The sequence below is a fragment of the Flammeovirga sp. SJP92 genome (assembly GCF_001583495.1).
GTDB lineage: Bacteria > Bacteroidota > Bacteroidia > Cytophagales > Flammeovirgaceae > Flammeovirga.
Map to the genome: position 1 here is coordinate 178516 of NZ_LQAQ01000061.1, position 26989 is coordinate 205504.

Here is a 26989-nt window from a genome sequence, read left to right on the forward strand (position 1 = left end):
GGGGTACATTTTTGCAAAAAGCAAAAAACCTGTAAAGGTGAAAATCAAGGTGTCAATAAATTAAACTAACCCTTTGTAAAGTTTTTGCTAAATAGGAAAATGGACTTTTTATAACCTCATCCTACTACTTTTAACTATGCTTTTTAGCAATCTATAAATGAGCATGTTTGAAAAGTGAATTTCTCCTTTTTAGGTTTTAGATAGAGGCCTTTTAAAAAGCAATGAATGTAAGAACATTGCAGTGTGACTTCTCCTCTATCCTTATAAAAACCATTATTCATTTTGTTCTAGTACTCCAGATTATTCACTATCAAGCATGCTCTCCTTTCTAATTAATACAAACAACTGATGAAAAAGAATTTATTACTTTTTATGCTGTCTATAGTGTTTACAGGACAGCTTTCAGCACAATCTCTTGGTTATGATAATCACCGTATTGCCATTAGTGCAGATGGCAATAACCAACCGGATAATCACCCCGAAGCACAATGGCCCAGAGCAGACCCTGATGACTGGGGAGGTACACCCGCCTCGTTAGCGATTATAGCAAAATTGGGTTTACAAGATAAAGTAGTGCATTTCTCTTACAACAACTTCATAGATGCTCCTGCACATACCACAGAGACCAATTATATGAAAGAAGCAGCTGATGGTGGTATTGAACGATGGAAATTTGATGCTGCTGTATTTTTTGATATCTCTGAAAATTTAGACACACCCCTCAATCACCTGGCAGAAGAATTGGGCAAATCCACTGCAGAAGATCCTTTATATTTTATTCATATGGGAACTTCTGAATTTTTCTACAGAGCCGTGCAAAAAGTGATTGACAATGGAAAAGTTGAGGCTCTTTCACACGTTCAAATCATTTCACATAGTGGTTTTAATGACAATCATCTGCGTAGAAATGCACATCATACTATGCAAGAAGCTATTACACTAAGTGGTGATCGACTGAAATATAAAAAGATCCAAGACCAAAACGGATGTGACAACCTTGATCAACTTTGGTGCTCAGGTACCGACTTTACCCCCTGGAAATGGATGGAAACGCATTCTGACTCCAATATTCAATGGATATACAGTCGAATGCAGTTTCATCCTCAGGGAAAAGGCGCAGACATTTCTGATGCTGGTATGGTGTATTACTTATTGTTAGGAGACGAGTTTGGCAGTCCTGAAAAATTTCAAAACTTCATTGGTGACGGAATTCATCTTGGTGCTATTATTCCTGTAAAAGGAATTGATATTTTACACGGAAGTATGAATGCTTATATGGGAAGAGGTGTTCAAATTGCTTATGCTTTAGAACCAGCAGACGCCACAAACAAAAACATCACATGGACTTCATCAAACACCGAAGTAGCTTATGTCTCCAACAAAGGTGTTGTGTTTGGAGTAAAAGAGGGAACTATCAATATAACTGCAACTACTGACGAAGGCAACTTTCAAGATATTGTTGAAGTCGCTGTTCATCCTCTTCCAGAATGCTCTGACCTAGCATACATTGCTGTCAAAGATTTTGAGGTAGCTCAACTGGACACTTTTGTAACTGCTTATAAAGACAACAGTCGTAATGCTATTGCTGTAGATGCTGTGCAATACAAAGACAAATTTGCCGCTACAAAAAAGGTATTCGATGGGCTTACAGGTTTTTACAACGTTGCTATGACTACACTCACAGAGGAGGATGGTGAAAGCACGTTCCGGCTCAGAGTAAATGGGCAACTTGTAGGGGAATTTCAAAACCCTGTAGCTACTACAGATATGGAGCCTTATACCCATGAATTCAAAAATGTATTGATTGAAAAAGGGGATGAAGTACAGATAGAATCCAACTCGCATTCCAATGGATTGATCCCTGAAGGAGATGGATTTGCATACGCCCGAGGCCGATGGAGATCTTTAAACTTTGAATGCCTGGGGGAGTGCGAGGTGGAGGAAGTGAACGGACTGCTGATTTTTGAAGCAGAGCGCTTCCCCCTGGTAGGTCACTGGAAAATAGGCACTGATCATGAAAAAGCTTCCGGTGGAAAATATATTTATTACGGAGGTCCTAATTCTTACCAATCCGTTCCCAATGGTCAAACTATTTCTTATACCTTCAAAATCAATAATCCTGGCAGTTATACGGTAAAATGGACCATGAGGCAACCTGAAGGAGAAAGAGGAGGTGATTTAGGGAATGATGCCTGGATTTATTTTGATGATGATATTGGAAGAGCAAAACAAGAACCCTTAACACATTTTGAAAAGTTTGTAGGTAGAAGTACAGATGACTTCACACTCAATGGACAATTGGATTTACATAATGAAGGCCAACCTTGGATGTCTGTTGTTTTTCCAGAAGCAGGAGAATACACTGTTAATTTAAGCGGACGTTCTTCTCATTTCCAAGTTGACAGAATCATACTTTATAAAGGAATGAAACTGGATGATGTTGCTGTCAAACTAACAAAAATCAAAGAAACCAATAACTGTGATATTGTAAGCATTCCTGAGGAAGACCCAAGCATTGCTACACCAAAAAAATTCACTTTGCCTTACACTAATATCATCCCTGCCATTGATGGCGTAATGGATGAGGCTTGGAGCTGGGCAAGTTGGCAGAAAGGAGCTTTTGAAGGCAGTGGAAAAGAGATGCCCGACTCTTCTGACTTAAGTTACACTTTTAAAGCAATGTATGATAAGGAGAATATCTATTTCTATGTCAATGTAAAAGACGATCAAAAAGTAAAATATGAAGGAGGAATTGCCTATTGGAATGCCGACAATGTTGAACTTTTCTTCAATCCAGATAATGAGCATAATGCCAAAGGGGAATATGGAGAAGATGCATTACAAATCCGCTTGAATTACGGTGTAGATGACAACCTCTATTCAGGAAATGGAAAATGGAAAAAGGGCACTGATTTTAGTGGTTTCTCTTACATTACAAGAGATCAAAAAGAAGGATACATTATAGAAGCTCAAATTCCTTGGGATGGCATCATGGAGTCTGTGGACCTTAGTGAAGGGCTCGAAATGGGCTTTGACATCAGTGTTACTGACAGAGATGATGAAAGCACCAATGATCACAACATTTTCTGGGCCAATGACACCAAGGAAAATTTATCCAGCATTGATACTTACAAGTTTGGAACGCTAGCGTTAGGTTCTATGCAATATAACTATATGGACCAAATTCCATGGGAAGTGATTTTTGCAGACAGTGAATCCAATGAAGAAGGGAAACAACCCAGCTTAAAAGAATATGCTGTGGATGGTGACCCAGAAACGTTTTGGCATACACAGTGGTTCTCTGCTAAGCCGGACTTACCACATGAAATACAAATTGATTTTAAATCAACATTCACCATCAGTGAAATGCACTATCTACCAAGACAGGATGAATGGGGCCCCAATGGTGTCATTGGTAAATATGAAATCTATTTGACAGATGATCTTGAAAACTGGGGAACCGCTGTACACTCCGGAGAAATTGATTACGGTACGGCTCCAACTCAAGAAGATTATAAAAAGCTTCAGATTATCTCACTGCCTGAGGCAGCAACAGGAAGATATATCAAATTGGTAGCATTGACAGAAGCCCAAAACAACCCAGAAATTCCATTTACAGCCATTGCTGAACTCAATTTTATTGGAAAACCTCTCATGACTGCAGAAGATAAAGTACTGGATATTCCTAGTTTGTCACCAGCCCTAAAGGTCTACCCTAACCCAACTTCTGGTACTCTTCATATCAACGGTTTAGCAACAGATGCTTCAACTGTAACGGTATTAAACATGATTGGTCAAGTTCTTTTACATCAAGAAGTCAACACCAATCAGATTACCCTCAATTTGGCAACTCTTCATTCAGGAACTTATATCTTGAAAATAGAAACAAGCCAAGGAATTGTATCAAAACTATTTTTAAAAGAGTAAAAATAAAAGCAGTACACTGCAACCTCTAAGGGAGAGTAGTTACCTTTTTTTGAGCATGTTTGGAATATATATTTCAAACATGCTCTTAATTATAGCCTATCATTTTTCACTCTAATAATTGCTAAATCATCAGTTACTGTATGATTCCATTTGTCTTTTAAAAACCTCACTTTTCTTTCGAGGAAATTCGGAAATTCAACCCCTTCATTATCCATCAACAAATACGCTATAATTTCCTTTTCAGGCTTCTGTTTAGATCTCTCATCAAGGTTCTGGAATGTAAAAATACCATCTGTAGAAATTGATAAATCTTTAAAACTTGTGATCGATAATTTTTGCTTTTGAGACTCAAACCATGTTTCAAAATCATCTGCTAAGTGATAACCAAGATAGTCCGGTTTATCATCCTGTGCGTATTCAATCAGCTTGCCATCTTTACAAATTAATCCATCTCCTACTGTCAATAATTCAGCCTTTGATGTATTAGTCTCAATAATTCCAATGATTAAAGTAGACAGTAATTCGTTCGTCTCAAGGCCAAGTTGATTTTTCAATAACTTCACCTCTTCAATCAATAGCTTTACAACATCTTTAAGTTGGTCTTGAAGTTGTAATGAACGCTCTGCTAAAAACGCTTCATAGAATTTCTTTTTAGCGATATTTCGTAGAATTTTCCCGAAGAGTATGGAAGCAAAAACAGATTCTGTTCCCATTGTACAACCGTCGAGAACGGCTATTAATTTTTCGTTACTACCAATTTGTTCTTCAATTAAAAAGTCCTCACAATGATTGGTGTGGAATTCTCCAATGTTTAAGGTTTTATATATTCTCATTCAGTACCTACATGCCACAACAACTTTACCAAAAGTAAATCATAAAGTGTTGATGAACCCTTATTGAAGGCTTAAGGAATATCATAATGCAGGTCTCTTTCATCATGCGTAAAGAAATAAGCATAGTTTGAACGAAGTTCTGCCCAACCTTCTTTGGTTTTATATTTTTCGTTGAAAACATCTTCCCATGCTATTCTCATTTGTCTGGCACAAACCAAAGGAGGCACTTGCCCTACTCCAGTTCCAAGACCAGGAATAGCAATAGAGTTGATTTTGTCTCTTAAAGGTGTTCCATCATCCAATTTCCCATGTAAGAGTAATGTCAACAGCGCTTTAGTTGCGAGGTAAATGTTAGGAGAGCGCAATATTGTCATTGGTGTTCTCATTGTTGGAGCGGCAATCAAATAAGGAAATTGCTTATGGTCCGTTTCCACAATAGTAGCTTGTCCAACTAATAATTCTCCAAAATAATCTTCACGTAGTTTTTGCTGCAGTCTTTTTTCAATATGCCACCCTAAGTTTTTTGAAATGGCAAAATCGATCCCTCCATTCATATAACCAAAACTATTGGCAGGGCTGACAATCACATCACATGACAAATCAAAAATAGATTGGTTTTTCACTTCTACATTTTCAACTCCTTCAAAAACTTTGCTCCAAGCCTCTGTTAAAGCTGTATTTATACCTACTAAGTAAAATTTCATATTCTTTTTTAATTTCCATTATAACAAAAACTGTTCAATCCTTCTTCGCTGTCATATTTCGTTACCAAATACACATTCTGAGGCAGAATATCTATTTCAACAGAATCCCCTGAATGTACTTCACTGTATTTCTGATCCAACGCCTTAAAATCACTTTCAGTAATCTTCAGTATTTCAATGTCCTTCATCTTTTCTCCCTTGATCACACAAGAAACTTCCGTGGTAGGATTCGCCCATATTACATAATGATCACCTCTTCCATGATCCGCATAATACTCTACCAAAATCAGCTTTTCAGTATCCATGACGAAGCCTGTTTTCATTAAAAGCTTGGAGGCGTAAATTGACAATCGATCATCTATAAACATTTTCTTATCAAAGGATTGGGCTCTATTCTCCAATAACTGTGGTATTGAAAGGGTTTGCTGTTGTAAAGTAAGCAGAAGAAGTAAAAAAAGTATTCTCATTAAAGTATCTATTTTTCATTGTTGATTTGATTATCAAAGCATTTTTAAATACGGATCAAGATTTCATTATCCAATCGTTGCTCAAAATTATTTCCAGTTTTCCCTTTCTTTTTTAATCCACCAACTTTAGGATTAAACCTTGCTTTCGCCTTAATTTTAATATGAATCACTTCATCGACTACATGAGAACCATAAATAGATTGAGAGTAGGAAATATCACCTTGACGAATACAAATGGATTCAATTTTATCTAAAACTAATACCTCTTTTACAAATTGTTCTACAAGTTCACCAGCTATAATATCCAACTTATAGGCGTACTTACCATTAATCATATACAATTTAGAATACCCTTTTTTATTCCTTGATCCAACTTGAGTATGAAGCAAGTCATCTCTACTGAACTTTATAGTATCCTCATAAACTTGTTGAGTTAAATTAGAAATAAAAGATGGCAAATCTTTACCTTCTACCTGCGTAGCATTTTGAGCAAACGTTACAAATGATAAGCAAGGTAAAACAATTGTTAGTATGTGAAAAAATTTCATATTCAAGGTACCAGTGATTGTTTTTTGAACTATCCTTTAAATATCGTAAAAACAATTCTTATCTGATTACTATCAAACTCTTGAGTAATTAAATCCCATCACATATTTTTTTAACCAATTCTATTAATGTCAAAAATTCTAGATTTCTATTTTCTGAAGCAACAATCTTTTCATAAAACCCTTTAACTATTCTATCTGATCTTGACATTTCAAGCCATAACGCCTTAAACTCTAACCAAACCTCAGAATAAAGAAAGCCTTCAAAATGATTTGTACTATTTATGCTATCTAGATATTTAACAGCATTAAAACCCCATAAAACGGAATGTGTTTCAAACACATCAATAGCTTTATATTCCTTACCTTCCTTTGTTAATTTTAATATTTTTTTTAATTGATTATCAACAAAATGAATAATGGCATTTGTACCACTTAATGAATTGAAAAGTGATAGATTAGTCATTATATGTTCACAGTAAACCGGTCGAATACTTAAATAATTTATTAGATCCTCTTCTAACGCTTCTATACAACACAATCCAATAATCCACGCTCCAACTTTTGAAACCCTCCAGTTATTATGATTCAACATCTGTTTAATTTCAGAGTGAGATAATACTGCCCTAAGTTCAATAATCGACTTAATAAATTCATTAGGATCTGAGACCACTTCTTTTCTTGTCAAATTACATCCCATTAAGCCTCCATAAAATGGATGAATAAATTTATTATGGAATTCTACACTTTCTATATTAATCATTGTATACTAAAATCCTTTGTTATCAGCTCAAAAGTAGATTGATCATCAAAGGTGATTTGAATGGTTAATGTTTGCTGAGGCATTTTGATATACTTATTCAATTGAAGCCAAATAGAACTTCCAAATGTTCCAAAAAAGTAGACTTCATCATTTTGTTCCGCAATAAAACCTTCAATAGACATCGGATCTTGACTAACAAATTTGGACATTGCAATAAAATGTTTTGAAAGGTCGGTTCCACTTGCATACGTTTCCTCTCCAATAGTCAAATCTATATCTGAAGTGATGACAAAAGATTCGATCTTTTGAGTAGGCTTTGGCTCGACAGGTGAACAAGCATAAGCACTACTGATAAAGCTAAATTGAAATTCTGATGGTTTTAAATTCCTTTGTGAAAAGTATAGCAGTTCCGCTACTTCAATATTAATAGCCGCTGTTTCCCAATCTGAGGATAAAGTTTTGGTGAACTCTATTGTTTCATAACCATTTTTTTGTGTAGTTTCAATACTTCCTGCAATAATTGATAAAGAGTCAATTGTAGTATATTCCTGTTCTAGACCTGAATCTCCACAGCATGAATCTGAACACTCAACCGTCTTTTCAGAACAAGAAATTGGCAACAATAAATAAAGTAGTATGCCAATGCGAAATAATCCTAGTTTTGCTTTCATAGTTTGTCTTATTGACATAAGTACAAATTCAAAATGAACTAACTATGATTTATTTTTGATTTAGTACTTAAAGTCAATTGTTTAATTTGTAAATCTAATACACAAATACCTTGCTAAATGAGTAGTAACAAAGGGTTAAATTTAATTTGTATATCGAATTTTCTTTAAAGATTGACACTGACCAAAAACTTGTAAAATTAATTCATCTTTCGAAAAACTTATTACATCCATTTTTTCATCAGAATGCTCTATATCGACACCACAAAACTGGTGAAAAGATATGTTCTTGAAAGTAATATGATCACTCGTTGTATCAATTTCAAAAGAACTCCATCCAAAAAGATCTAATTCCCATTGTCCTTCTGCATTCAATTCGACAAATCTTTTTTCTGCAAACAGTCCTGTTGTTTCATCTTCAATAAGGATTAGAACTGTATCGGGAAAGTAACTTCCCTGAGTCGATACCCAAAGACCATTAAAGTCATTCCAATCCATGACTTTATTAGAAGTACTATGACAAGCAATAAACAAAGTAATTGATAATACAATAATTAGGTTTTTATCTTTCATATTCACCTTTCATTTAAGAAGTTATTTTTAATGAATTTTTAGATCAAGAGTAATTATTAAAAAAGAACCTATTCGATAATTAAGCTTTCAACTTCACTATTTTTCTCTCCCCATTCTGCAATAGTTAGAATAAGTGGAATCAAAGATTGACCGACATTTGTCAATGTATACTCTACTTTAAGAGGCGGTTTTTCATTAAGGACTTCTCGACTTACAATGCCATCTTCTTCCAACTTTTTGAGCTGTAAACTCAAAGTACGCTCTGTTACCGTTGGCATTGCTTTTCTCAATTCATTATATCTTAATTTCCCATCAATAAGATGATATAAAATTACTGTTTTCCATTTTCCTCCTATCACTCCCATGGTAAGGCTTGCACAGCAAGGATATTTCTTACCGTTAAAAATATGAAAATTTTGTACTTTCCCTGCCATTGTTTAAACTATCCTTTTTGACCGTTCTTGCAAGGTAATGAAACTGCTCATAGTTTTGAAACTATACTTTTTATAGCTCATTAAAATTTTAATAAAATGAAGACTTTTGGTCTAAGTGCAATTCTCGGTTTATTAATTATTTCTGCTTGCACCAACAACTCATCTGACAAACAAAATGAAGAAGTTAAATCTAATGCAAAATATGAAACAGTATTAGCATCGGAAGTAGAGTGGACCCACTTAAACCCCAAACGAGGTGATTTGGCACCTAAAGCGGGAACTCTTTGGGGAGATAGAAACAGCAAAGAGGCTACAGGCTTTCTTTTAAAACCTTCTGATGGGTTTCAATCGCCACCTCATATTCACAACGTTTCATATCGTGGAGTCGTGATCAACGGCTTAATTCATAATGATGATCCAAATGCTAAGAACATGTGGATGCCAGCGGGATCATTTTGGACACAACCGAAAGGAGAAGTACATATCACTTCAGCAAAAGGAACAAATACATTTGCTTACATTGAAATCGAAGAAGGCCCTTACCTAGTGCACCCTGCAGATGAAGCATTTGACAGTGGCGAACGTCCGGTAAATATTGACCACTCTAATGTGGTTTGGCTAGATGCTACTGATATTACTTGGGTAGAATCAGCACAAAATGTAAAAACGGCGTTTTTATGGGATGAAAAAGACAGCAAGTTTAGCGGAACAATGATTAAAATTCCAGCTGATTTTTCTGGTGAAATAATTAGTAATGATAGTTTCAAAGGTATCATTGTATCTGGTCATTTCAATTATAAAACACCTAACGATACTGAAAGCAAATCTTTAGAAACAGGAAGTTATTTTGGTTCAGAAGGCACAGCTATCCATCATATTTCGACTACAACAGCATCCATCATCTATACTCGTACCAACAGTAAGTTCAAGATTAAGTAATTCGTATATTTAAAACTTAACTTCTAATCGATCTTTATTCCAGCTTATATAGAGTCTACTTTCAAGATTCCTTCTTCTTCATTTTTGTCTTTAACACAAAAAAGAAGCAAAAAAGTCAAGGGTTTAAAGTCAAGATCGATATATAGTACAACCAGACTAATTGGGTCGAAAGCCCAATGGTGCGAATGTTAACCGTAAGCGTTATTTAGGTTGTAAGGAAATGAATCAACTCACGTTCTAAAATAGTGATTTTTCACTAAAAGAGATATTTCAAAGATGCTCTATGAGTTTTGGCTTCAGTTCAATCATAAGTTGAACTGAAGCCAAAACTTTTACTTAAGGTACAAAAACTAGTTTTATCTCAAATTCATATTGATCATCCCTTTCTCTGACTTCCACATTGAGTACCAGATCACTTAATCCCTCACTTTCAGTAAACAAATCAACATACACATTCCAATAACCTTCATACCACATATATACAGAAGTATTCCAAGTTTCTTCTAGCAGTTCTACGATAACTTCTCCATAATCTTTAATGTATTCTTGTATCTGCTGAGCAGTATCACCTGAAACGGTATTTACCAAATCTATTTTTTCAGAGATTTTGTAATCTTTTTCAACAAAAGAACTTACAATCTGCCTAAACTTTGCTCTCCAAATATGAGGAATTGGAAGTTCATCTTCCTCATTTTTCTCAACTAGAATTTCTTTCATATTAAATATATCAGACTAAACATAGTTCTTCAATAAGAGAAGCTATTTCACAAAAACTTTATAATCCCAAGCATTAAGGGATAATTCAAGGTTTGTTTTCAAGTTAACAGTTTCTTTTGAAAAGAATTCTGTATACTCTCCTTCATAAAGTTCTTCTTTAAAGGTAACTGACTGAGGTTAGTTTGAGAAGTTGAAAACAGCAAATACTTTGTCTTTTTCATTTTGACGTACAAAACTGAAAACCTTATTTTCAACTGAATTGGGAACTTTAATCATAGTGGTTGCCCATGGACCATTCCAAAGTGCAGTGTTCTTTTTCATTAATGAGAAAAGAGATCGGTATAAATCCCCGATATAATGTTCTTTCCAAACAATAGGGTCTTTTTCAAAATTTAGTTTATAATATACAATTCATTTCCTTATGGTTGTTGTGTATTTCTGAGGATAAGGTTTATTCAATTTATACTTTGTTGTATATCCTTAAAGTTAATACATTGTAAACTATGTTTTTTGTTATTTGTGGTATTTAGAAATCAGGAAACTTCTGATGATTTGAAGGACACGAATGACGCTTGCGCTTAACATTCGCGCCAGTGGAATTTCTACCTAATTCGTTTATAGCACTTCCACAGCCTTGAAGGGAAAAGCGTTAAGAATTTCATGTATTGAGCAGTGAAAAATGATTTTCTTGTTTGAGCTTTAGCGAGTTTAAAATTATTTAGGTGAGAGGAATGGAATTTAGCTTTTAACTTCAAAGACTTTCTGAACAGATTTAAATAAAGACGGTCAAATTCAAAAGTATATTTCACTATTAATCAGTTCATTTGTATTATTACTTTAATAAAGCACGGTATAGAAATGAAATATATTTTACTACTTATAGCACTACTGCACTTCACGTTAGTTCAAGCTCAAGTTCCTTTTATAAAGAATAGGAAACACCTTGCTCTAACAGATTGGAAATTTTCTAAAGGGGTCATCTATAATGCGCAAACACCTCTCTTTAATGATGCTTCATGGGAAAATGTAAAAGTACCACATACGTACTCTATGGATGCCATAAATGATGTTGGGTATTACAGAGGAATGGCTTGGTACAGAAATCAAATTACCCTTCCCCCCTCCATGAAAGGAGAACGAGTTTTTATCCGTTTCGAAGCTGTTGGGCAAGAAGCTACTGTGTATGTCAATGGCAAAAAAATAGGACAGCATATAGGCGGTTATTCTGCATTCTGTTATGAAATTACAAAAGCAATACAATTTGATACAGAGAACACAATTGTAGTGAAAGTTTCTAATGCTCCTAATTTCCTTCGTATTCCTGTAGACGATGCCCTGTTTAATCACTATGGTGGTATTTACCGACCGGTTCATATTTTCTCTACTCCACAATGCAACATCACGCCCACTTTTTTTGCTTCTTCTGGTGTTTTTGTAGAATTGAAAAACTTCAACAATGATAGAGCGAAATTAGAAATACGTACTCACTTGTCAACGAACACTTCGATCAAAGCATCGGAATTGAATTACAAAATTCTTGATGGTGACAAGAAAGTAGTAGTTGAAAAGAGTAGTGTGATTAACCAACTTTCTGAGGATTCGGTCATCACTTCTACTGTTGAAATAACACAACCAATCCTATGGAATGCTCGCAAAAATCCACATTTATATACCCTTGAAATCAATATCAATCATCAACAAAAAAATGACAAAGTAATTCAAACTTTTGGGATTAGAAGTTTTGAAGCAGATGCTGAAAAAGGAACTTTCTTGAATGGTGAACTCTACCGCATTTATGGTGTAGCCATGCATCAGGAATGGAAGGATAGAGGTCCTGCATTACTTCCAGAACATCATAAAAAAGACATGGCACTAGTGCATGAAATTGGAGCAACAGGTTTACGTCTTTCGCATTATCAACATTCTGATATCACCTATCAATTGGCGGATGAAATGGGATTGATGGTTTGGGCTGAAATTCCATTTGTACACAATTACAGTGGACGTGAAAGTCAAAACGCCATTCAGCAGTTGAAGGAATTGATCTATCAAAATTACAACCATCCCAGTATATACGCTTGGGGACTTTGGAATGAAGTGAGAGCTTGGAAAAGTAAAGATGAGCCTTGCGTTGCCTTAACAGAAAAACTTAATCAAATTGCTCATCAAATCGATAAAACACGACTGACTGTTTCTGCAAGTGATAGAGGAATGAAATCGAACATGGGAAATATCTCCGACCTCCAAGCATGGAATAAGTATTATGGCTGGTATTATGGTGAATATGCTGACATGGGAAAGTGGCTTGATAATGCCCATAATGACTACCCAAATATGGCATTAGGTATCAGTGAGTATGGAGTCGGTGGCAATATTTATCAACAAAATACCACTCTACTGGAGAAGCCAATCGGTAATTATTTTCCTGAACCTGTACAAACACACTATCATGAAGTCACATGGAAAATCATCAAGGACCGCCCCTATATCTGGAGCTCATTTGTGTGGAATATGTTTGACTTTTCTGTAGCAGGATGGAACCGAGGTGGTATAAAAAATCTCAACCATAAGGGATTGATCACTTTTGATAGAAAGGTTAAAAAAGATGCTTTCTTTTTTTATAAAGCAAATTGGAGCAAATCTCCTGTATTACATATCGCAGAGACTAGAAATAACCAAAGAACAGAAGCCACAACAAAGGTGAAGGTTTTCTCCAACCTCGAGAAAGTAACTTTGAAATTAAATGGAAAGGTGATCCAAAAGCAAAAAGTAATCAGTGATATGCATACCATCCTTTTTGATAATATCACTTTACAGAAAGGAAAAAATAGCATAGAGGTAATCGGAAAAAAAGGGAAAGAAATATTTTCTCATCAGACCGAATGGTTTCTTACAGATCAAAATATAAATTAAAACCTCCCGTAAAAACGCAAGCTGATAGTAATGTCATCAACTATGGCGTTAATCACACAAGCAATACCATTGATATAAATCTTATAAAATGAAAAAATTACTTCGCCTAAGTATTCTTGCTTTAGGCCTATTCAGCTGTGCTCAAAAACAGCAAATTTCCACTACTGCTTTTCCCCTGAAAATAGCAGATATTGATCCAAACCGCCCTATGAGTTCTGCCATGAAACGTGCTTTTAAGCATTATGAAGCCCCTCGCTTATTGGACAATGAATTGTATACAAATTTCAGGTATACAGCATTGAAAGGTTTTGACTACAATAATGGAAACGGTACAATCAGTCGTAGAGATCCCTCTAAAATTATTTTTGAAAATGGACAATATTACGTTTGGTACACACATAGGGAAACACCTTTGCCTCCTCAAGGAAAGGGAAATGCCAACGATACATTACCTTCTACAGATTGGGATTTGGCTGAAATTTGGTACGCCACAAGCAAAGATGGTTTTACGTGGGAAGAACAAGGAGTTGCCGTGCCACGCCCTTCAAAACCACAACCAGGATGGCGATCAGTGGCCACTGCAGACATTCTGAAATTTAAAGGAAAATACTATCTCTATTATCAAGCTTTCAATGCTCCAAGCGGTACTTATGACCAAGATAAAGATGCTTATGATATTTGCCCTGTTGCATTGTCTGCTGCAGATACGCCTGATGGACCATGGAAGGCAGTCAATAAAGTCGTAATTCCATTTGGGGAAAGTAATGAATGGGATTGGAGAGTTATCCATGACCCTATGCCTTTGGTACATGATGGAAAGATTTATTTGTATTATAAATCAGGAATGGATCAGCGTGATGCAAACCGTAAACATTGGGATTGCTGGGGCCTTGCCATAGCAGAACATCCCGAAGGTCCTTTTATCAAACATCCATTAAGCCCCGTAATGAACTCTGGTCATGAAACCATGTTATTTCCTTTCAGAGAAGGGGTAGCAGCAATTGTTGGAACAGATGGAATTGAGCACAATACTATCCAATATGCCCAAGACTGGGTTAACTTTGAGATTGCATCGGTTACACAACTTTTGCCTACTGCTGGAGGCTTGTATTCTCCTGATGCTTTCACGGATAGTAAAAATGCTGATGGTATTACTTGGGGGCTTTCACACTTTATAAATGCTGGTAATAACTGGAAAAAACAATACAGCAAATTGGGACGGTTTGATTGCGATTTGAGCCAAAGTGTTAATGATCCAAGTATGAAAAAATCAAATGTTCTAATGCCAAACGATCTGTATTTCAGATATGGTCTTTCTAAGAAACAACGAGACAGAATTGAAAAGGAGAATCAAAAAAAATTAATGAATCAATAATCGCCACCAAAATGAAGGCAACAAAACTATTGTTTTTACAATCACCAAATTCAAAACATTGTAAACTAAGTTTTCAAATATTTATGATGTTTATACGCTTAACATTCGTGTCCTACAGATCATCAGAAATCTCCTGATTTCTAAATACCACAAATAACGATAATTTAGTTTACAGAATATTTAATCACCTAGATATCCATTATTGATTTCACCTATTTCAATAAAATCAAGAGATTGCTTAGAGCATGTTTGGAATATATATTTTGAAAGTGAAAATTTTCTCACAACCTGAAAGAGTGATTTTTTACTAAAAGAGGTGTTTCAAACATGCTCTTAACACTCACCATCGATATTGAAAAGAAAAGTGTGAAGGTTGTCACTTGATAGTCCCTGACACGCAATCTCAGCATTTGTTTCTTTCCAGATCAGCTACAGTGATTTATATTTACAAGTAATTGTAAAATGAGATCACACTTCATGAAATGAAACTACACGGGACAAGCAACTATATTCTTTTTTATCTATTGACAACACTATTTTTTTGTCCTTTTTACGCTTGGGCGATTCAATATAAATTGCTTACTGTCAATGATGGGTTGAGTATTAATGAAGTTACCGATATTTTACAAGACCAAGGAAGGCAATACCTTTGGATCAGTTCTCAAAACGGCTTGAACAGGTATGATGGTCATGAGATCAAAAGGATCTATTTACCTCAGAAAAACAATGTAAGCAACTATATTTCTGATATAGAAGAAGACCATCAGCACACTTTATGGCTAGCTACGAATAATGGTCTGGGGAGATACAATTACATGACCTCTGAATGGTATGAAATGCCAGAAAAATTACAAAGTAGTACCTATCAATTGGTAAAATACATTGGAAATAATACTGTTTTAGCCATCAAAGAGAAAAATACCCTCGTGAAGATCGACCTGCAGTCGCCTTCAACAATGGCGACAAAAATTGAGAAGTTCTCCGCTTCACTTCATGCTATTGAAAAAGTAGAACAACAGGTTTTTCTATCCACTAGCGAAGGATTATTTGTCATTGATTCCAATTTGAAACTGTCTCTCTTATCATCAAAATTCAGAGGTTGTCAAGAGATACGATACATCAAAGAGAGAGAGGAATTTTGGGTCAATTCAAATGGAATATGGTATAGAATCCCTTTTATAAATGGAAAGTTAAATACAGATCAGGTGCAATCTTCAAAAGAACTATTTAATACAACAAAGAAGATTGTGCAACTCTATTATAAGGCTTCAAAGTATTACTTGGTGTATCGGGAAGGCTATGAGTCTTTTACTTTAGCAAGTGATAAAATCACATCATTAGGTTTTGAGTTAGAGAAATTACACTTCAGAAATTTCGCTTTCGATAACAAAAACAATATTTGGGGTACCACATGGCAATCTGGTGCGGTAATGATTCCATATCAACAACCTCATTTTAAAAGTTATCATAAATCAGAAAATGAAGACGGGCTGCCTTCAAGGTTGATCAGGAATTTTTGCAGTATTAATGATAGCCTATTAATGCTCGGTACGGAAGAGAAAGGGGTGGTTGTATTTAACGTGAAAAATGAAAAGTTCTACACAACAGGCACTAAAATCAAAGGAATAGGTGGTTTTGATGTAAAAGGGAAAATACTGCACCGCTTACAAAAAGATTGGAAAGGGAATATTTGGTGTGGTTATCATGACCACGGTTTTAATGTGGTTTACGGAAAAGATAAGGGTAAAATTAATGCAGTCATCAAAGAAGTAATTCATCAAGATGATACTTTTATCTGTGATGATTTTATTCCTCAACCTCAAGAAAACAGAGTCCTTATTTTCACTAGGTATAGAGTTTACAGTTATAATTATCTTGATAATACGCTAAAACAACTCGATAAAAAACTTCAATACTTCAACTGTGCTATCGAGGATTATTGGGGACGAATTTGGGTAGGAAGGCAATATGGATTGGAAGTCTATGATCACAATTTAGTAAAAAAAGACAGTTCAATTAATACATTACTCCAACGACAAGAAATAAATCAATTCAATGTCAATTGTTTTTTTGAAGACAAACAACAAAATATGTGGATTGGAACTTATGGCAATGGATTGTTTTATTATTCTTCCTCCACTCATCGAATTGAAAAAGTAGAAGCTCCTGAATACTTAAATCTAAAAATCGTTTACAGTATTATCGAAGATCAAAAAGGGCTAATATGGTTAGGATCAAATAATGGATTATTCTGTTTTGATCCTTTCCGAAAGCAATTTAAACGTTATGGTATTGCCGAAGGTATACAAGGCAATCAATTTAATTATAAGTCTGTTTTCCAACACAACACACAGTCTATTTACTTTGGAGGCATTGATGGCTTTACTCGCTTTAATCCGCTTAAAGTTCCCAATACGGAAGCACTTCCCTCTCCTACAATAAGTGAGATGTTGGTCTCTGGTCAGCAGTACAACCAGCTTCATCACCAAACTAATTATACAATTCCATTCGATAAAAATAGCTTTGACATCCGCTTCTTTTGTCCTGATTTAACAACCTCTGAAACGTATACTTATAGCTATAAACTTCATGGTTTTGATAAGGATTTTCAGTACTGTACACCCAATCAGCCCAAAGCTCATTTTTCAAATATTCAGGCAGGGCAGTATACACTTGAAGTAAAAGTAAGAAAACCGAATACATCATGGAGTGAGAGTGCATTGAGCCAAACTATCATCATTTTACCTGCTTGGTATAAGAGTAATACCGCATATTTTGTGTATGTGATATTGGCCACCCTCATTTTCACAGGAAGTATTTATATTTCAAGAAGGCAGGTTCAAATCCAAAATTCTTTAAAAATTGCTCAGTTGGAAAAAGAAAAAACAGAGCAGTTGAGTCAAGCAAAAATTCGCTTTTTCAGTGAAATAGCTCACGAAATACGAACTCCACTTACCTTGATCATTGCCCCTTTGCAAGAAGTGCTCTCTGTCAGAACTTTTGATCGTCCTTTACAAAACGCACTTGAAGTTATGTATAGAAATGCCAATAAGCTTCGTAATTTGATGGATGAATTACTTCTTTTTAGAAAAACAGAAAGTGAAGACATCCAACTTCAACTCTCATCAAATAACTTCTCTGCACTACTCAATCATATTGCCACACTTTACCAATCAGAACTGAATGCAAAAGAAATTGTGTTTAACTATCTTTCATCAGAAAAAAAGTATGTATTTGATTTTGCGAAGCTAGAAATTGTCGTCAGTAACTTGGTACACAATGCCATTAAATATACTTCAAAAGGAGGCCAGATTTCTATTCAAATGAATTCCAATTATGAAGGGCTTGAATTTACGGTTGCTGATAATGGTACAGGTATACCTCATGAAAGCTGTCAAACTATTTTTCAGCATTTTTATCAAATAGAAAATACAAGCAAAGAGGGGTTTGGCATTGGTCTTTCGCTATGTAAAAAAATCGTTGAAGCTCACTCTGGGCATATTTCAGTAGAAAGTGAAATCAACAAAGGCACTACTTTTACAGTACAAATTCCCGCTTTGGAAGCTACCACTGCTCCAAATACAGACCTTCAATACTTTCCTCCTGCACAGAAGCAGGATCAATTCAATATTATAAAAACAACTATAAAAGGACACTTACTTATTGTAGAGGACAATGAGGAAATACAACAATACATTGTCAATATTTTTGAGGGACAATTTAAGATAAGCTTAGCAAAAAATGGCATAGAAGGTTTTGAAATGGCAAAATCAACACTGCCTGATATCATTATCACTGATTATCAAATGCCCAAAATGAATGGTGTGACTTTATGTAAAAGCATTAAAGAAAATGTAAAGACTTCACATATTCCCGTTATCATCTTATCGGCATTCAGTGAAGTGGAAGATCAGATAAAGGGCCTAAATGTAGGTGCAAATGATTATATTGGAAAACCATTCGACAAACAAATTCTATTACAAAAAATAGAAAACTTAATTGATTTACGAACAAAAATGATTGCTTCGTTTCAAGAATCATCCCATCTCGAAATCGTTCAACTTGAAAAAACAGATCAACAATTCTTAGAACGTCTTAATCGTATTATACATCAAAGAATAAACGATCATCAACTTGATGTTATGTCACTTTGTACTGCCCTTGGCATTGGCAAGACCACCCTCAGTGAGAAACTAAGAAGCATGCTCAACATCTCCCCTGCCGAGTATATCAAGAAAATAAGATTGAAAGAGGCCCACCGTTTACTGACCCAAGAGCAATACAGTGTAAGTGAAGCAGCTTATGCTATTGGATTCACTCCTTCCTACTTTTCTACTGCTTTTAAAAAACAGTACGGGGTCTCTCCAAAGAAATCTGTACAGTAAACAACCAATAACCAATACTCCTTAAACTGAATTTTCATTAACTGTTGGAGTATTGTTAAAATTTCAATTAAATTTAAAGTTGCATTAAACATAAAATACACTAAACAGATGAAACAACTTATTGTAGCTCTCTCTTTGATGATTGTTAGTCACTTTGCTTACAGTCAAGATGAAGAATTTTTAATTCAAGAAAATCAAGCTGGTATTTTTAAAGTAGGTGAAGACATTCCACGTGTCGATGCCAGAGGTTTATTTTACAGAATGGAAGAGAAATTCGATGTCGTAAGTACACCCGACGGTGATATTGAAGTACCGTATGTTTTGTTCAGTATAGATGGTGAAAACCTAGTAAAGCTTGCTCTTGAACTTGATCACAGTATAGGTGCATACACTGATGAAATTAAGGAAATCACTGTACTTTCTCCAAAATATAAAACTGCAAAAGGTATTGGTGTGGGATCAAGCATTGAAAACTTTATTGAGCAGTATGCAGATTACAAATTATGGTATACGTATATCAGTGATATGTATGTGATTGATACAAAAACTTTAAAATCGACACAGTTCCTATTGAATGGTGAAGATTATGTAGAAGAAGTTGATTTCGATAACGACTACACTCCACTTTTAGAATCAAAATTTAAAGAAGGAGCAAAGATCCAAACCATACGTTTCTTTTAACAAATTAGAAAGTGTAAAATTTCAATAAGAAGTGAATATGCAACTCTAATTCAATTAGAAGAATAGCATATTCACTTCTTATTTTTATACTCTCTTTGTCTTTAGAATATGACTGTATTAAGGTACCTCAATCCATACAGATACTTTACCACCTAATGTAGGAAAGTTACCCCAACCATCGGAATTTGTTTTCACTTTCTCGTTAACATGCCCTGTAATGTCATGGTAAAATTTAGATTTTCTACCAGTTTTCATCCACTTTGTTCCATATTTATTATTGGACATAATTACAGCCATACTATTATTATTGAATTGATCTCCTGTAAAAGTCCAACCTATTATATCATGATGATCAAAATAATCATACCTATCACCATAAGTATGTGTACGACGAACTTTAAGAAAAATATCGATTAGATATTTATGGGATGCTAACCAGATTTCATACTTCACATTGTTCTTCTCCCCAAAGTAATGAGCTCCATAATAATCCGCTTCAAAAACACATGGATATCCTTCATCTCTTAATAGGATAATAGCATACGCTAAAGGTTTAAACCACGCTTCAACTAAAGATTCTAAGCTCTGTAAAGGTTGAGTATCGTGGTTTTCTACAATAGTCACAGCACAAAATGGGTTTTCTTTTACAAGACTATTATTAAGTATAGCCCCTAAGTCATACCTTGCCCCTTCTTTTGAAGCTAAATGAAAATTATAATGAAGAGGAGCATCAAATAATTTCATTACTCCTTGGGTTTGATCAATGTATGTTTGCAACCTAGAAAGGTCATAGGACCAATATTCTCCCACTGCAAATAAATCAGGAGATTGATTTCTCATATCATCTAACCAATCCTTAAAAAAGAAAGACCGGATATGTTTTATCGCATCGATTCTAAATCCATCAACACCAAATGTATCAAGATACCACTTTCCCCAATAATGTACTTCTCCTCTTACCTGTTCGTTATCAAAATCTAAATCACACCCCATTAGAAAATCATAATTAACATTTTCTTTATCAACATGAGTATCAAAATGTTTACCTTTTAGCTTAAATATTTTACCATATTCTTTAAATGCATCAAAATGCCACCAGTTCCATTCCATTGAAGAATATTTATTGTTTCTATCGGGGAAGGAATATTTTGTCCATGCATTTCTGTCGTGATGAGATCCTGTATGTTCAGTTCGGTTAAATGGGTTCACTGTTACACAATTAACATACTCCTTATCGTCTGCACCCATCTTATGATTCAATACAACATCTGCATACACTTGAATATTTTCATTTTGAAGAGCTTCAATACAATTATGATATTCATCTTTGGTACCATATTTTGTACGAACTGTTCCTTTTTGTTGAAATTCACCACAATCAAATAAATCATAGACACCATACCCAACATCGTTGGTACCACTCCATCCTTTATAGGCTGGAGGTAACCAAATTCCTGTGAAACCTGCTTTATTGAGATTAATAGCTCTTTGTGCTAGATTATTCCAAAACTGGCCATCATTTGAAGTATACCAATGGAATGATTGCATCATAGTTCCTCTTAAGTTCATAGTTTAATTCTGTTTTTAGATTCTCAACTAATGTCAAAATATAAGCAAATTGTATATGGGTAAACGTTTTATACTTTTGGGGATAAAAATGTTCTTCAAAAAAAGTATGAAATACTGTACTGGGTAAGAACAGTGCTTTACAAACTAAATCAAGATTTATAAAGTCTATTCGTAAAATGGAATACTTTTGCTTTAATCACCTCAATTTAAAATTAACACATTAATAATCAAACTATTATTATTAAATAATACACATTAATTACATTGTAAACTAAATTACCACAAACTTTCAGTCAATTATTCTGCAGGCTTTTATGTCCTACTTTCAAGCTTCATTTTTCCATTGATGAAAAACGAAGCAAAAAACCTAGGCTTAGAAGTCAATGCCAAGGGGAAGTACTACCAAACTATAATGGTAGAAAGCTCAATGGCGCGAATGTTAAGCGTTAGCATCATTCGTGTCCTTCATATCATCAGAAATCTCCTGATTTCTAAACATCAAAAATAACGAAAACTTAGTTTACAATGTAACTAATTTATAATGGTAAAAAAAAGTAAATACCTTTTAAAAAAACGTCCCTACAGTTTACATAATACCTTCTCCTAAAGAGCATTTTTCCACTGCAAGGACAATTAAATATATCTTCGAACGGACTACTACAACACGAAACATTATTTAAAGTGGGTATAAATACTCGATTTTTCAAACCAGTATTTATACTCTAATAAAATCTAAAATAAGAGGAGATATTTGTACTATAATCAAACACAAATTTTTCGAAAAAGTAGCTACTATTCATTTTGATTATGCTGGTGGATTCCGAAAAGCCCATTTCTAACAGAGTAGGAAAAATTACATCTATTCCTGATGTAATCATTTATCAATTAATAAACTCAAACAAGACTCAAAAACCTAACTCTTATAACCCTTTTACCCGGTTCAATAGATTTCGTTTTTGAGCACTTAACATTATGAACACACAAAAGTCAATCGTTTCTAATTACGTGTTACAGTCATTCAATTTGCTGGACTCTGCTGTAGCCCAAGACCTAAATAATATCATCAAATATTTGATTGATATTCGAAAAGACAGTGATAAACTTGCCGATCATATCACTGTACAAACAAGTATGAAGACAAATGAGTCTACTTACAAACAAGAAAAATCTGAACTGAAAATTTATGAGAAAATAGCGGGGACTATTGGTATTTCTGGAAGTTATGGCTTCTATAGTGGTTCCTTGAAAGTTGATGCTAGCAATAGTAAATACCAAACCTCTTCCTCTTTTAATGCATCTTGTACAGGTACTATTAATGTAGGCAATGTCTATTTTAATCAATCCATCAGTGAAATCATCAATTTTATAGATACAGATGTAATCACTGCATTAAAAGAGATCAATGACCTGAAAAAAGCAGAAGCTTTTATCCAGAATTATGGCACCCATATTGCCAAAGGATGGAATCTTGGGGGTGCCTTTTCATTAGATATTCAATCTTATGGTGAGTCTTATGAGGATGAAACTAAAGTCAAGGTGCAAGTAGAGGCCGCTTACAAAAGTGTAAGTTCTGTCAATGCTTCTGCTTCAGCAGCATACGAATTAAATCAATCTGGAGTTGCTGAAAATCTGAGTATTACTAAAGATATTTCGGGAGGTAGTGCAATTGCAGCGGGTGGCATAGACCTCAAAAAACCTGACACTGGTATTGACAAGTGGATTGAAAGCATTGACTCTAACAGTACATATGGTTTGTATGAATCAATTAGTTTTGCTGAACTTGCTAAAGCAATTGATCTTTTGGATGCCGCCAATTTCCTAAATGATTATGTAAACCTATTTATATTAAAACATAGCCTTGAATACCCAACCATTTTTACAGATTATACCAAATGTGTTGCGTATACCCCTACTACGGTCAACGTTTCCGGAGATAAAGATTTCAAAATCGTTTCTGGTGGAGCTAAAATAACAAAAGAGGGAAATACATGGTTATTAAGCACCTATCCTAAGTTGGACAATCAAAATGAAATCAATGGCTGGACTTCTACCTCCCATGATGCTTTTGAACCTTCTTCTGAAGAATACATCACAAGCTATGCTATTGGTGTATATGACCCTGGAAATTTCTTGGATGTGAAAGTGAATCAAAAACAAGGAACAAATACTCAAGCTGGAGGAGATACAGCAAGTGCCACCATCACTGATGATTATTATCTTGTAGGTGGAGGTTGTTCATCAGAAGCAAATGGCGGCAATTTGAAATATATGGTTTCTAGTTATCCAGAAGATGACTATAGATGGACCTCCACAAATCACGACTATAATAGTCCTGCAAGTAATGTAGTATTGACGAGTTACGCTGTTGGCATCAAAAGTGATCAATTGGCAATTAATAGAAATGTAGTACATCAAAAAACGCCTGCACCTGTATCACACGGCAATGAAAAGGCAACGCTAGGAAATGGCGTAAACGTGATTGGAGGTGGTATTTTTGTAAATGGTCCTGGAGGTATGGGTAGTTTAGCTAAACAGTCCTTTCCATCTACCAAAAATTCTTGGACAGAATTCAATGCAGATTTGCATGGAAATGTAGATAAAAGGCTAGCTGAAGCATATGCCATCGGCCTAGAAGTAAAAATCAAAGGCCTTTAGAAATTAAAATTTGAAGTATACGAGGTTGTCTTATTACAATTGAGACAACCTCTTTTCGTCTTATTGTTATTTTAACTTTTTTCTTCTCTTTTTCCTTTTTGAGCTTTCTTCCTCATACCTTGGGGGAGAACAAAGACATGTTACATATATATCATCCACCCTTTCCACAACAATTGGATCTCCATTTTCATCAGTTACCGGATCTAGAGTAGGAAATTCAATATTGGGAGGGAATAATTCATAGGGGTTTATCAAAGAGGGCAATTTACCTATTAACCGCACATTAGTTACTTCTCCAGTTTTTTCAATAAGAAAAGAGCATTTAAAAATAAATTCACTTTGAAAATCATCAGGATGAGAGTTCCTTACATAACTACTCGGTATGTTTAATTTTCTTCCTACAATTTTAAATATTGTAGCCATTTGTCGGTTTTTCAAAGTATCACATTTTGAATGCCCTAAAACCCTTGGCTTACCATTCAAATCAAAATATTCAGCACCTTTATCCTTACTTATCCTTTTGTATAAAATATTGTTGATATCTACGATCAATGAATCTTCAAGAGATTGAGCATTGACTTCAATAATACCAGCTACTAAACAAAAAAATAGTATTATCAATCTTGGAAAGGATTTATTCATTTCTGGATTTAGTTGAGTGATACTTTCAAAGGTCTTACTTCTTTATTATTTTAATGAATTCAAGTACCTCATCAAGTGTAAAATTATAGCCACTTTGTTCACCAATAATCACTTCTTCCTTAAGAAGTTCATTTGACTTACTGCTTAAAGACAAATTTATTCCGTTTGTATTAACGTTTTTCAAATCAGTTTTTAAAGTAGCGATCTCAAAAGAGTCGGAAACTAAATTATCGATTTTCTTCAATTGTTCTTGTGCTGTTTCCATCAAGACATCTGACGTAAATTCTTGTTTGATGCCAAGTTCATGTTCAGATCTTAAATAAGCCCAATTACCCGTAACAATTGATTCTGTATCTAATGTGACAAAAGCAGGTTTAAAAGGAAGTTTAAATAGAGAATCATAATGGCACCAAGGACTATCATAACCAATTCCATCACCATAAAGAATGTAATGTACCTCACTCAATAAAGAATTATCCCTTATTTCTGACATGAAGTGATCAACTTGAAATTCAATATAATTGAAACCTAATTTTTTAGTGATACTCAGTTGTTCTGAAACAGAGAAAGAAGAGTCGTAATCGAAATGAATACAGAACTGTGTTTTGGGAGCATCCATAGCTTTCATCATTTTTACAACAGATTCCAATGAAATAATTCTCTTATCTTCATATATCTTGTTTGAAACTGTAAAACTCAATATATCAGCCCCTGCGTCAATAAGAGCATTTATTTCCTCTATTGTTACTACTCTATTTACTTTTGCTATCATGTGCTAATGTTCCAGATTGTTGTAATCTATCTTTCTATGGATAGAACAACTAGTGATACTAGTTAATTCTTATACAATTTCTTTTCTAATTCCCTATTTAAAGCAGGAAACGACTTTGAGTATTCTACGATGATTTCATCCCCTTTTTGTCGTTGCTCTCTTTTTGTCCAACCTTGGTAATTCCATCCATCTACTTGAAATTCATATTTTACTTTCTTATCTACATTATGAACAACTATAACAAGAGAGGACGTATTCTCTGAATTATTCTGAAACTCATATTCTTTAATCTCATCAATTATTTTAAAGGTGAAAAAACCAGGTAAAAAGCATATTCCAATGATTAAGGCTGATTGTAAATATTTTTTATTATTCCTTGTCCAAGTCCTGAAAAGAGTTCGTGAGTAGTGAAACGACAGAAAAAGTGAGGTTTGTAGATACCCCAAGATAAAAAGAGCACCTAGTATGTTTAGTGGAAAAACCCGATTTACTCCAATATAAAGTTCAGACCAGATTGTATATAGTATTGCCGAAAAGTAAATCGCCCATTTAAACTTAATTGGCAACAAAATAAACTGCATAAGTAAGTTCAAAAAACCATTTTCAATTCTTCCCATCTAATAATATGGTTTAGGATCTGTATAATATTTTTTATAGGATAAAACTCCTTTCTGTCTCCCTTATTCTTGGTATCAAACCGATACATATCACTAAAAACTCAACTCATGTGTAAGTCTTTTACTTACTAATTTTATCCAAAATCAAAAGTAACAAGGGTTACTCCTTTTTGAGACATTTGTGTAAGCCCAACTAATAGAGATTTTAAGTCGTCAATAAGTGTATTATCAAGGAAGGAAAGGTCGTCTTTAGGTTTTCGAGTTTTGTATTCGAAATAATCATCCCAGTTAAAATTATAATTAAGTTCTTCATCAACATGACCATTGTCTGCAAGCTTTGAAAGTAGTTCTTTAGTAGTTCTCTGCAAATCAATGACTTTTACCCAACCCTCATTAAGGGAGTCATAGTTTTCCTCCCATTCTTGTTTAGTTCTTTCAATCTCGTTTTTTATTAATTTTATTTTAGTTGGATCATTCTCTTCTTTAGCCAAATAAAGCTTGTACTCTAACTCATGAATGTCAGGTTCTAAATTCACAGGAATACTTCTAAAAATACTAAGGTCCAATCCAGTTATTTTCTGAATTTGCTGGAATTCAGAGTTTTCATAGGCATCAGGTCCACATAGAAAATTGCAAAAATGCCTACTAAAATCTCCAAAAAAAACGCGATTATCCCCTTTTTCTTTAGAGATCAACATTACATCTATTCCCATAGGTTTTGAATAACAAGTTATTGTAAAGAAAGAGAAGATTAACAGTAAAATTCTCATGTTTTTATTATATAATTATATTTGATAAACATCATCTCGT

22 protein-coding genes are annotated in these 26989 nt (G+C 34.4%); 7 read left to right on the forward strand and 15 right to left on the reverse strand.

Annotated features, from left to right (window positions below):
• Window positions 1-348: 348 nt before the first annotated feature.
• Window positions 349-3927, forward strand: coding sequence for a sugar-binding protein (locus AVL50_RS32590; RefSeq protein ID WP_082795807.1), 3579 nt, complete (start codon window positions 349-351; stop codon window positions 3925-3927).
• 89 nt (window positions 3928-4016) lie between these two features.
• Here AVL50_RS32590 and AVL50_RS13485 read toward each other — a convergent pair whose 3' ends face one another.
• From AVL50_RS13485 to AVL50_RS13520, 8 genes are all read right to left on the reverse strand, one after another.
• Complete coding sequence (locus tag AVL50_RS13485) at window positions 4017-4760, reverse strand: protein phosphatase 2C domain-containing protein (RefSeq protein WP_062617021.1); 744 nt, start codon at window positions 4758-4760, stop codon at window positions 4017-4019.
• A gap of 71 nt (window positions 4761-4831) precedes the next feature.
• A complete protein-coding gene (locus AVL50_RS13490; protein ID WP_062617022.1) occupies window positions 4832-5464 on the reverse strand; it encodes a macro domain-containing protein in 633 nt (210 codons plus the stop codon).
• Window positions 5465-5472: 8 nt separating this feature from the next.
• Entirely contained in the window at window positions 5473-5931 is a 459-nt protein-coding gene (locus AVL50_RS13495) for a hypothetical protein (protein ID WP_157491324.1), read from the reverse strand.
• 44 nt (window positions 5932-5975) lie between these two features.
• A complete protein-coding gene (locus AVL50_RS13500; protein ID WP_062617024.1) occupies window positions 5976-6479 on the reverse strand; it encodes a hypothetical protein in 504 nt (167 codons plus the stop codon).
• A gap of 88 nt (window positions 6480-6567) precedes the next feature.
• Window positions 6568-7239 (reverse strand): DUF6000 family protein, encoded by a 672-nt coding sequence (locus AVL50_RS13505; protein WP_062617025.1) that lies wholly within the window; start codon window positions 7237-7239, stop codon window positions 6568-6570.
• On the reverse strand, window positions 7236-7910 hold the full coding sequence (locus AVL50_RS13510) for a hypothetical protein (protein ID WP_062617026.1): 675 nt from the start codon (window positions 7908-7910) through the stop codon (window positions 7236-7238). The genes AVL50_RS13505 and AVL50_RS13510 overlap by 4 nt, the downstream gene beginning before the upstream one ends.
• 141 nt (window positions 7911-8051) lie before the next feature.
• Complete coding sequence (locus AVL50_RS13515) at window positions 8052-8480, reverse strand: hypothetical protein (protein ID WP_062617027.1); 429 nt, start codon at window positions 8478-8480, stop codon at window positions 8052-8054.
• Window positions 8481-8548: 68 nt separating this feature from the next.
• A complete protein-coding gene (locus tag AVL50_RS13520) occupies window positions 8549-8914 on the reverse strand; it encodes a helix-turn-helix domain-containing protein (RefSeq protein ID WP_062617028.1) in 366 nt (121 codons plus the stop codon).
• Between the two features lie 96 nt (window positions 8915-9010).
• Here AVL50_RS13520 and AVL50_RS13525 point away from each other — a divergent pair, with 96 nt between their 5' ends.
• Window positions 9011-9853, forward strand: coding sequence for a DUF4437 domain-containing protein (locus AVL50_RS13525; RefSeq protein WP_062617029.1), 843 nt, complete (start codon window positions 9011-9013; stop codon window positions 9851-9853).
• A 336-nt stretch (window positions 9854-10189) separates the two neighbouring features.
• Here the strand turns inward: AVL50_RS13525 and AVL50_RS13530 are convergent, their stop codons facing one another.
• Entirely contained in the window at window positions 10190-10570 is a 381-nt protein-coding gene (locus tag AVL50_RS13530; protein WP_062617030.1) for a hypothetical protein, read from the reverse strand.
• Window positions 10571-10747: 177 nt separating this feature from the next.
• A complete protein-coding gene (locus AVL50_RS32990) occupies window positions 10748-10891 on the reverse strand; it encodes an alpha amylase C-terminal domain-containing protein (protein ID WP_157491325.1) in 144 nt (47 codons plus the stop codon).
• Between the two features lie 537 nt (window positions 10892-11428).
• Here AVL50_RS32990 and AVL50_RS13535 point away from each other — a divergent pair.
• The 4 genes from AVL50_RS13535 to AVL50_RS13550 all read left to right on the forward strand — a co-directional run bounded on the left by AVL50_RS13535 (window position 11429) and on the right by AVL50_RS13550 (window position 19924).
• Complete coding sequence (locus AVL50_RS13535) at window positions 11429-13483, forward strand: glycoside hydrolase family 2 TIM barrel-domain containing protein (RefSeq protein ID WP_062617031.1); 2055 nt, start codon at window positions 11429-11431, stop codon at window positions 13481-13483.
• A gap of 88 nt (window positions 13484-13571) precedes the next feature.
• Window positions 13572-14858, forward strand: coding sequence for a family 43 glycosylhydrolase (locus AVL50_RS13540; RefSeq protein ID WP_062617032.1), 1287 nt, complete (start codon window positions 13572-13574; stop codon window positions 14856-14858).
• Between the two features lie 482 nt (window positions 14859-15340).
• Complete coding sequence (locus AVL50_RS13545; RefSeq protein ID WP_082795808.1) at window positions 15341-19243, forward strand: ATP-binding protein; 3903 nt, start codon at window positions 15341-15343, stop codon at window positions 19241-19243.
• A gap of 108 nt (window positions 19244-19351) precedes the next feature.
• Window positions 19352-19924: a hypothetical protein gene (locus AVL50_RS13550; protein WP_157491326.1), complete on the forward strand. Its 573-nt coding sequence runs from the start codon at window positions 19352-19354 to the stop codon at window positions 19922-19924.
• 117 nt (window positions 19925-20041) lie between these two features.
• On the opposite strand, the gene AVL50_RS13555 is transcribed toward AVL50_RS13550, so the two are convergent.
• Window positions 20042-21493 carry an alpha-amylase gene (locus AVL50_RS13555; RefSeq protein ID WP_062617035.1) on the reverse strand — a complete coding sequence of 484 codons (1452 nt, stop codon included), beginning with the start codon at window positions 21491-21493 and terminating at the stop codon, window positions 20042-20044.
• 972 nt (window positions 21494-22465) lie between these two features.
• Here AVL50_RS13555 and AVL50_RS13560 point away from each other — a divergent pair.
• On the forward strand, window positions 22466-24148 hold the full coding sequence (locus AVL50_RS13560) for an MAC/perforin domain-containing protein (protein ID WP_062617036.1): 1683 nt from the start codon (window positions 22466-22468) through the stop codon (window positions 24146-24148).
• A 66-nt stretch (window positions 24149-24214) separates the two neighbouring features.
• On the opposite strand, the gene AVL50_RS13565 is transcribed toward AVL50_RS13560, so the two are convergent.
• From AVL50_RS13565 to AVL50_RS13580, 4 genes are all read right to left on the reverse strand, one after another.
• The gene (locus AVL50_RS13565; protein WP_062617037.1) at window positions 24215-24790 is read right to left on the reverse strand and encodes a hypothetical protein; all 576 of its coding nucleotides are present in this window, start codon (window positions 24788-24790) and stop codon (window positions 24215-24217) included.
• A 34-nt stretch (window positions 24791-24824) separates the two neighbouring features.
• Window positions 24825-25562, reverse strand: a complete 738-nt coding sequence (locus AVL50_RS13570) for a hypothetical protein (RefSeq protein WP_062617038.1) — start codon at window positions 25560-25562, stop codon at window positions 24825-24827.
• A gap of 62 nt (window positions 25563-25624) precedes the next feature.
• Window positions 25625-26179, reverse strand: coding sequence for a hypothetical protein (locus AVL50_RS13575; RefSeq protein WP_062617039.1), 555 nt, complete (start codon window positions 26177-26179; stop codon window positions 25625-25627).
• Window positions 26180-26313: 134 nt separating this feature from the next.
• On the reverse strand, window positions 26314-26949 hold the full coding sequence (locus tag AVL50_RS13580) for a hypothetical protein (RefSeq protein WP_157491327.1): 636 nt from the start codon (window positions 26947-26949) through the stop codon (window positions 26314-26316).
• Window positions 26950-26989: the final 40 nt, after the last annotated feature.

Coding starts and splice junctions, on each gene's coding strand:
- AVL50_RS13550 (WP_157491326.1), top strand. CDS start 19,352: ATGAAACAACTTATTGTAGCTCTCTCTTTGATGATTGTTAGTCACTTT.
- AVL50_RS13505 (WP_062617025.1), bottom strand. CDS start 7,239: ATGATTAATATAGAAAGTGTAGAATTCCATAATAAATTTATTCATCCA.
- AVL50_RS13520 (WP_062617028.1), bottom strand. CDS start 8,914: ATGGCAGGGAAAGTACAAAATTTTCATATTTTTAACGGTAAGAAATAT.
- AVL50_RS13525 (WP_062617029.1), top strand. CDS start 9,011: ATGAAGACTTTTGGTCTAAGTGCAATTCTCGGTTTATTAATTATTTCT.
- AVL50_RS13555 (WP_062617035.1), bottom strand. CDS start 21,493: ATGAACTTAAGAGGAACTATGATGCAATCATTCCATTGGTATACTTCA.
- AVL50_RS13560 (WP_062617036.1), top strand. CDS start 22,466: ATGAACACACAAAAGTCAATCGTTTCTAATTACGTGTTACAGTCATTC.
- AVL50_RS13495 (WP_157491324.1), bottom strand. CDS start 5,931: ATGAGAATACTTTTTTTACTTCTTCTGCTTACTTTACAACAGCAAACC.
- AVL50_RS13540 (WP_062617032.1), top strand. CDS start 13,572: ATGAAAAAATTACTTCGCCTAAGTATTCTTGCTTTAGGCCTATTCAGC.
- AVL50_RS13500 (WP_062617024.1), bottom strand. CDS start 6,479: ATGAAATTTTTTCACATACTAACAATTGTTTTACCTTGCTTATCATTT.
- AVL50_RS13575 (WP_062617039.1), bottom strand. CDS start 26,179: ATGGGAAGAATTGAAAATGGTTTTTTGAACTTACTTATGCAGTTTATT.
- AVL50_RS13545 (WP_082795808.1), top strand. CDS start 15,341: ATGAAACTACACGGGACAAGCAACTATATTCTTTTTTATCTATTGACA.
- AVL50_RS13485 (WP_062617021.1), bottom strand. CDS start 4,760: ATGAGAATATATAAAACCTTAAACATTGGAGAATTCCACACCAATCAT.
- AVL50_RS13580 (WP_157491327.1), bottom strand. CDS start 26,949: ATGAGAATTTTACTGTTAATCTTCTCTTTCTTTACAATAACTTGTTAT.
- AVL50_RS13570 (WP_062617038.1), bottom strand. CDS start 25,562: ATGATAGCAAAAGTAAATAGAGTAGTAACAATAGAGGAAATAAATGCT.
- AVL50_RS13510 (WP_062617026.1), bottom strand. CDS start 7,910: ATGAAAGCAAAACTAGGATTATTTCGCATTGGCATACTACTTTATTTA.
- AVL50_RS13515 (WP_062617027.1), bottom strand. CDS start 8,480: ATGAAAGATAAAAACCTAATTATTGTATTATCAATTACTTTGTTTATT.
- AVL50_RS32590 (WP_082795807.1), top strand. CDS start 349: ATGAAAAAGAATTTATTACTTTTTATGCTGTCTATAGTGTTTACAGGA.
- AVL50_RS13535 (WP_062617031.1), top strand. CDS start 11,429: ATGAAATATATTTTACTACTTATAGCACTACTGCACTTCACGTTAGTT.
- AVL50_RS32990 (WP_157491325.1), bottom strand. CDS start 10,891: ATGAAAAAGAACACTGCACTTTGGAATGGTCCATGGGCAACCACTATG.
- AVL50_RS13565 (WP_062617037.1), bottom strand. CDS start 24,790: ATGAATAAATCCTTTCCAAGATTGATAATACTATTTTTTTGTTTAGTA.
- AVL50_RS13490 (WP_062617022.1), bottom strand. CDS start 5,464: ATGAAATTTTACTTAGTAGGTATAAATACAGCTTTAACAGAGGCTTGG.
- AVL50_RS13530 (WP_062617030.1), bottom strand. CDS start 10,570: ATGAAAGAAATTCTAGTTGAGAAAAATGAGGAAGATGAACTTCCAATT.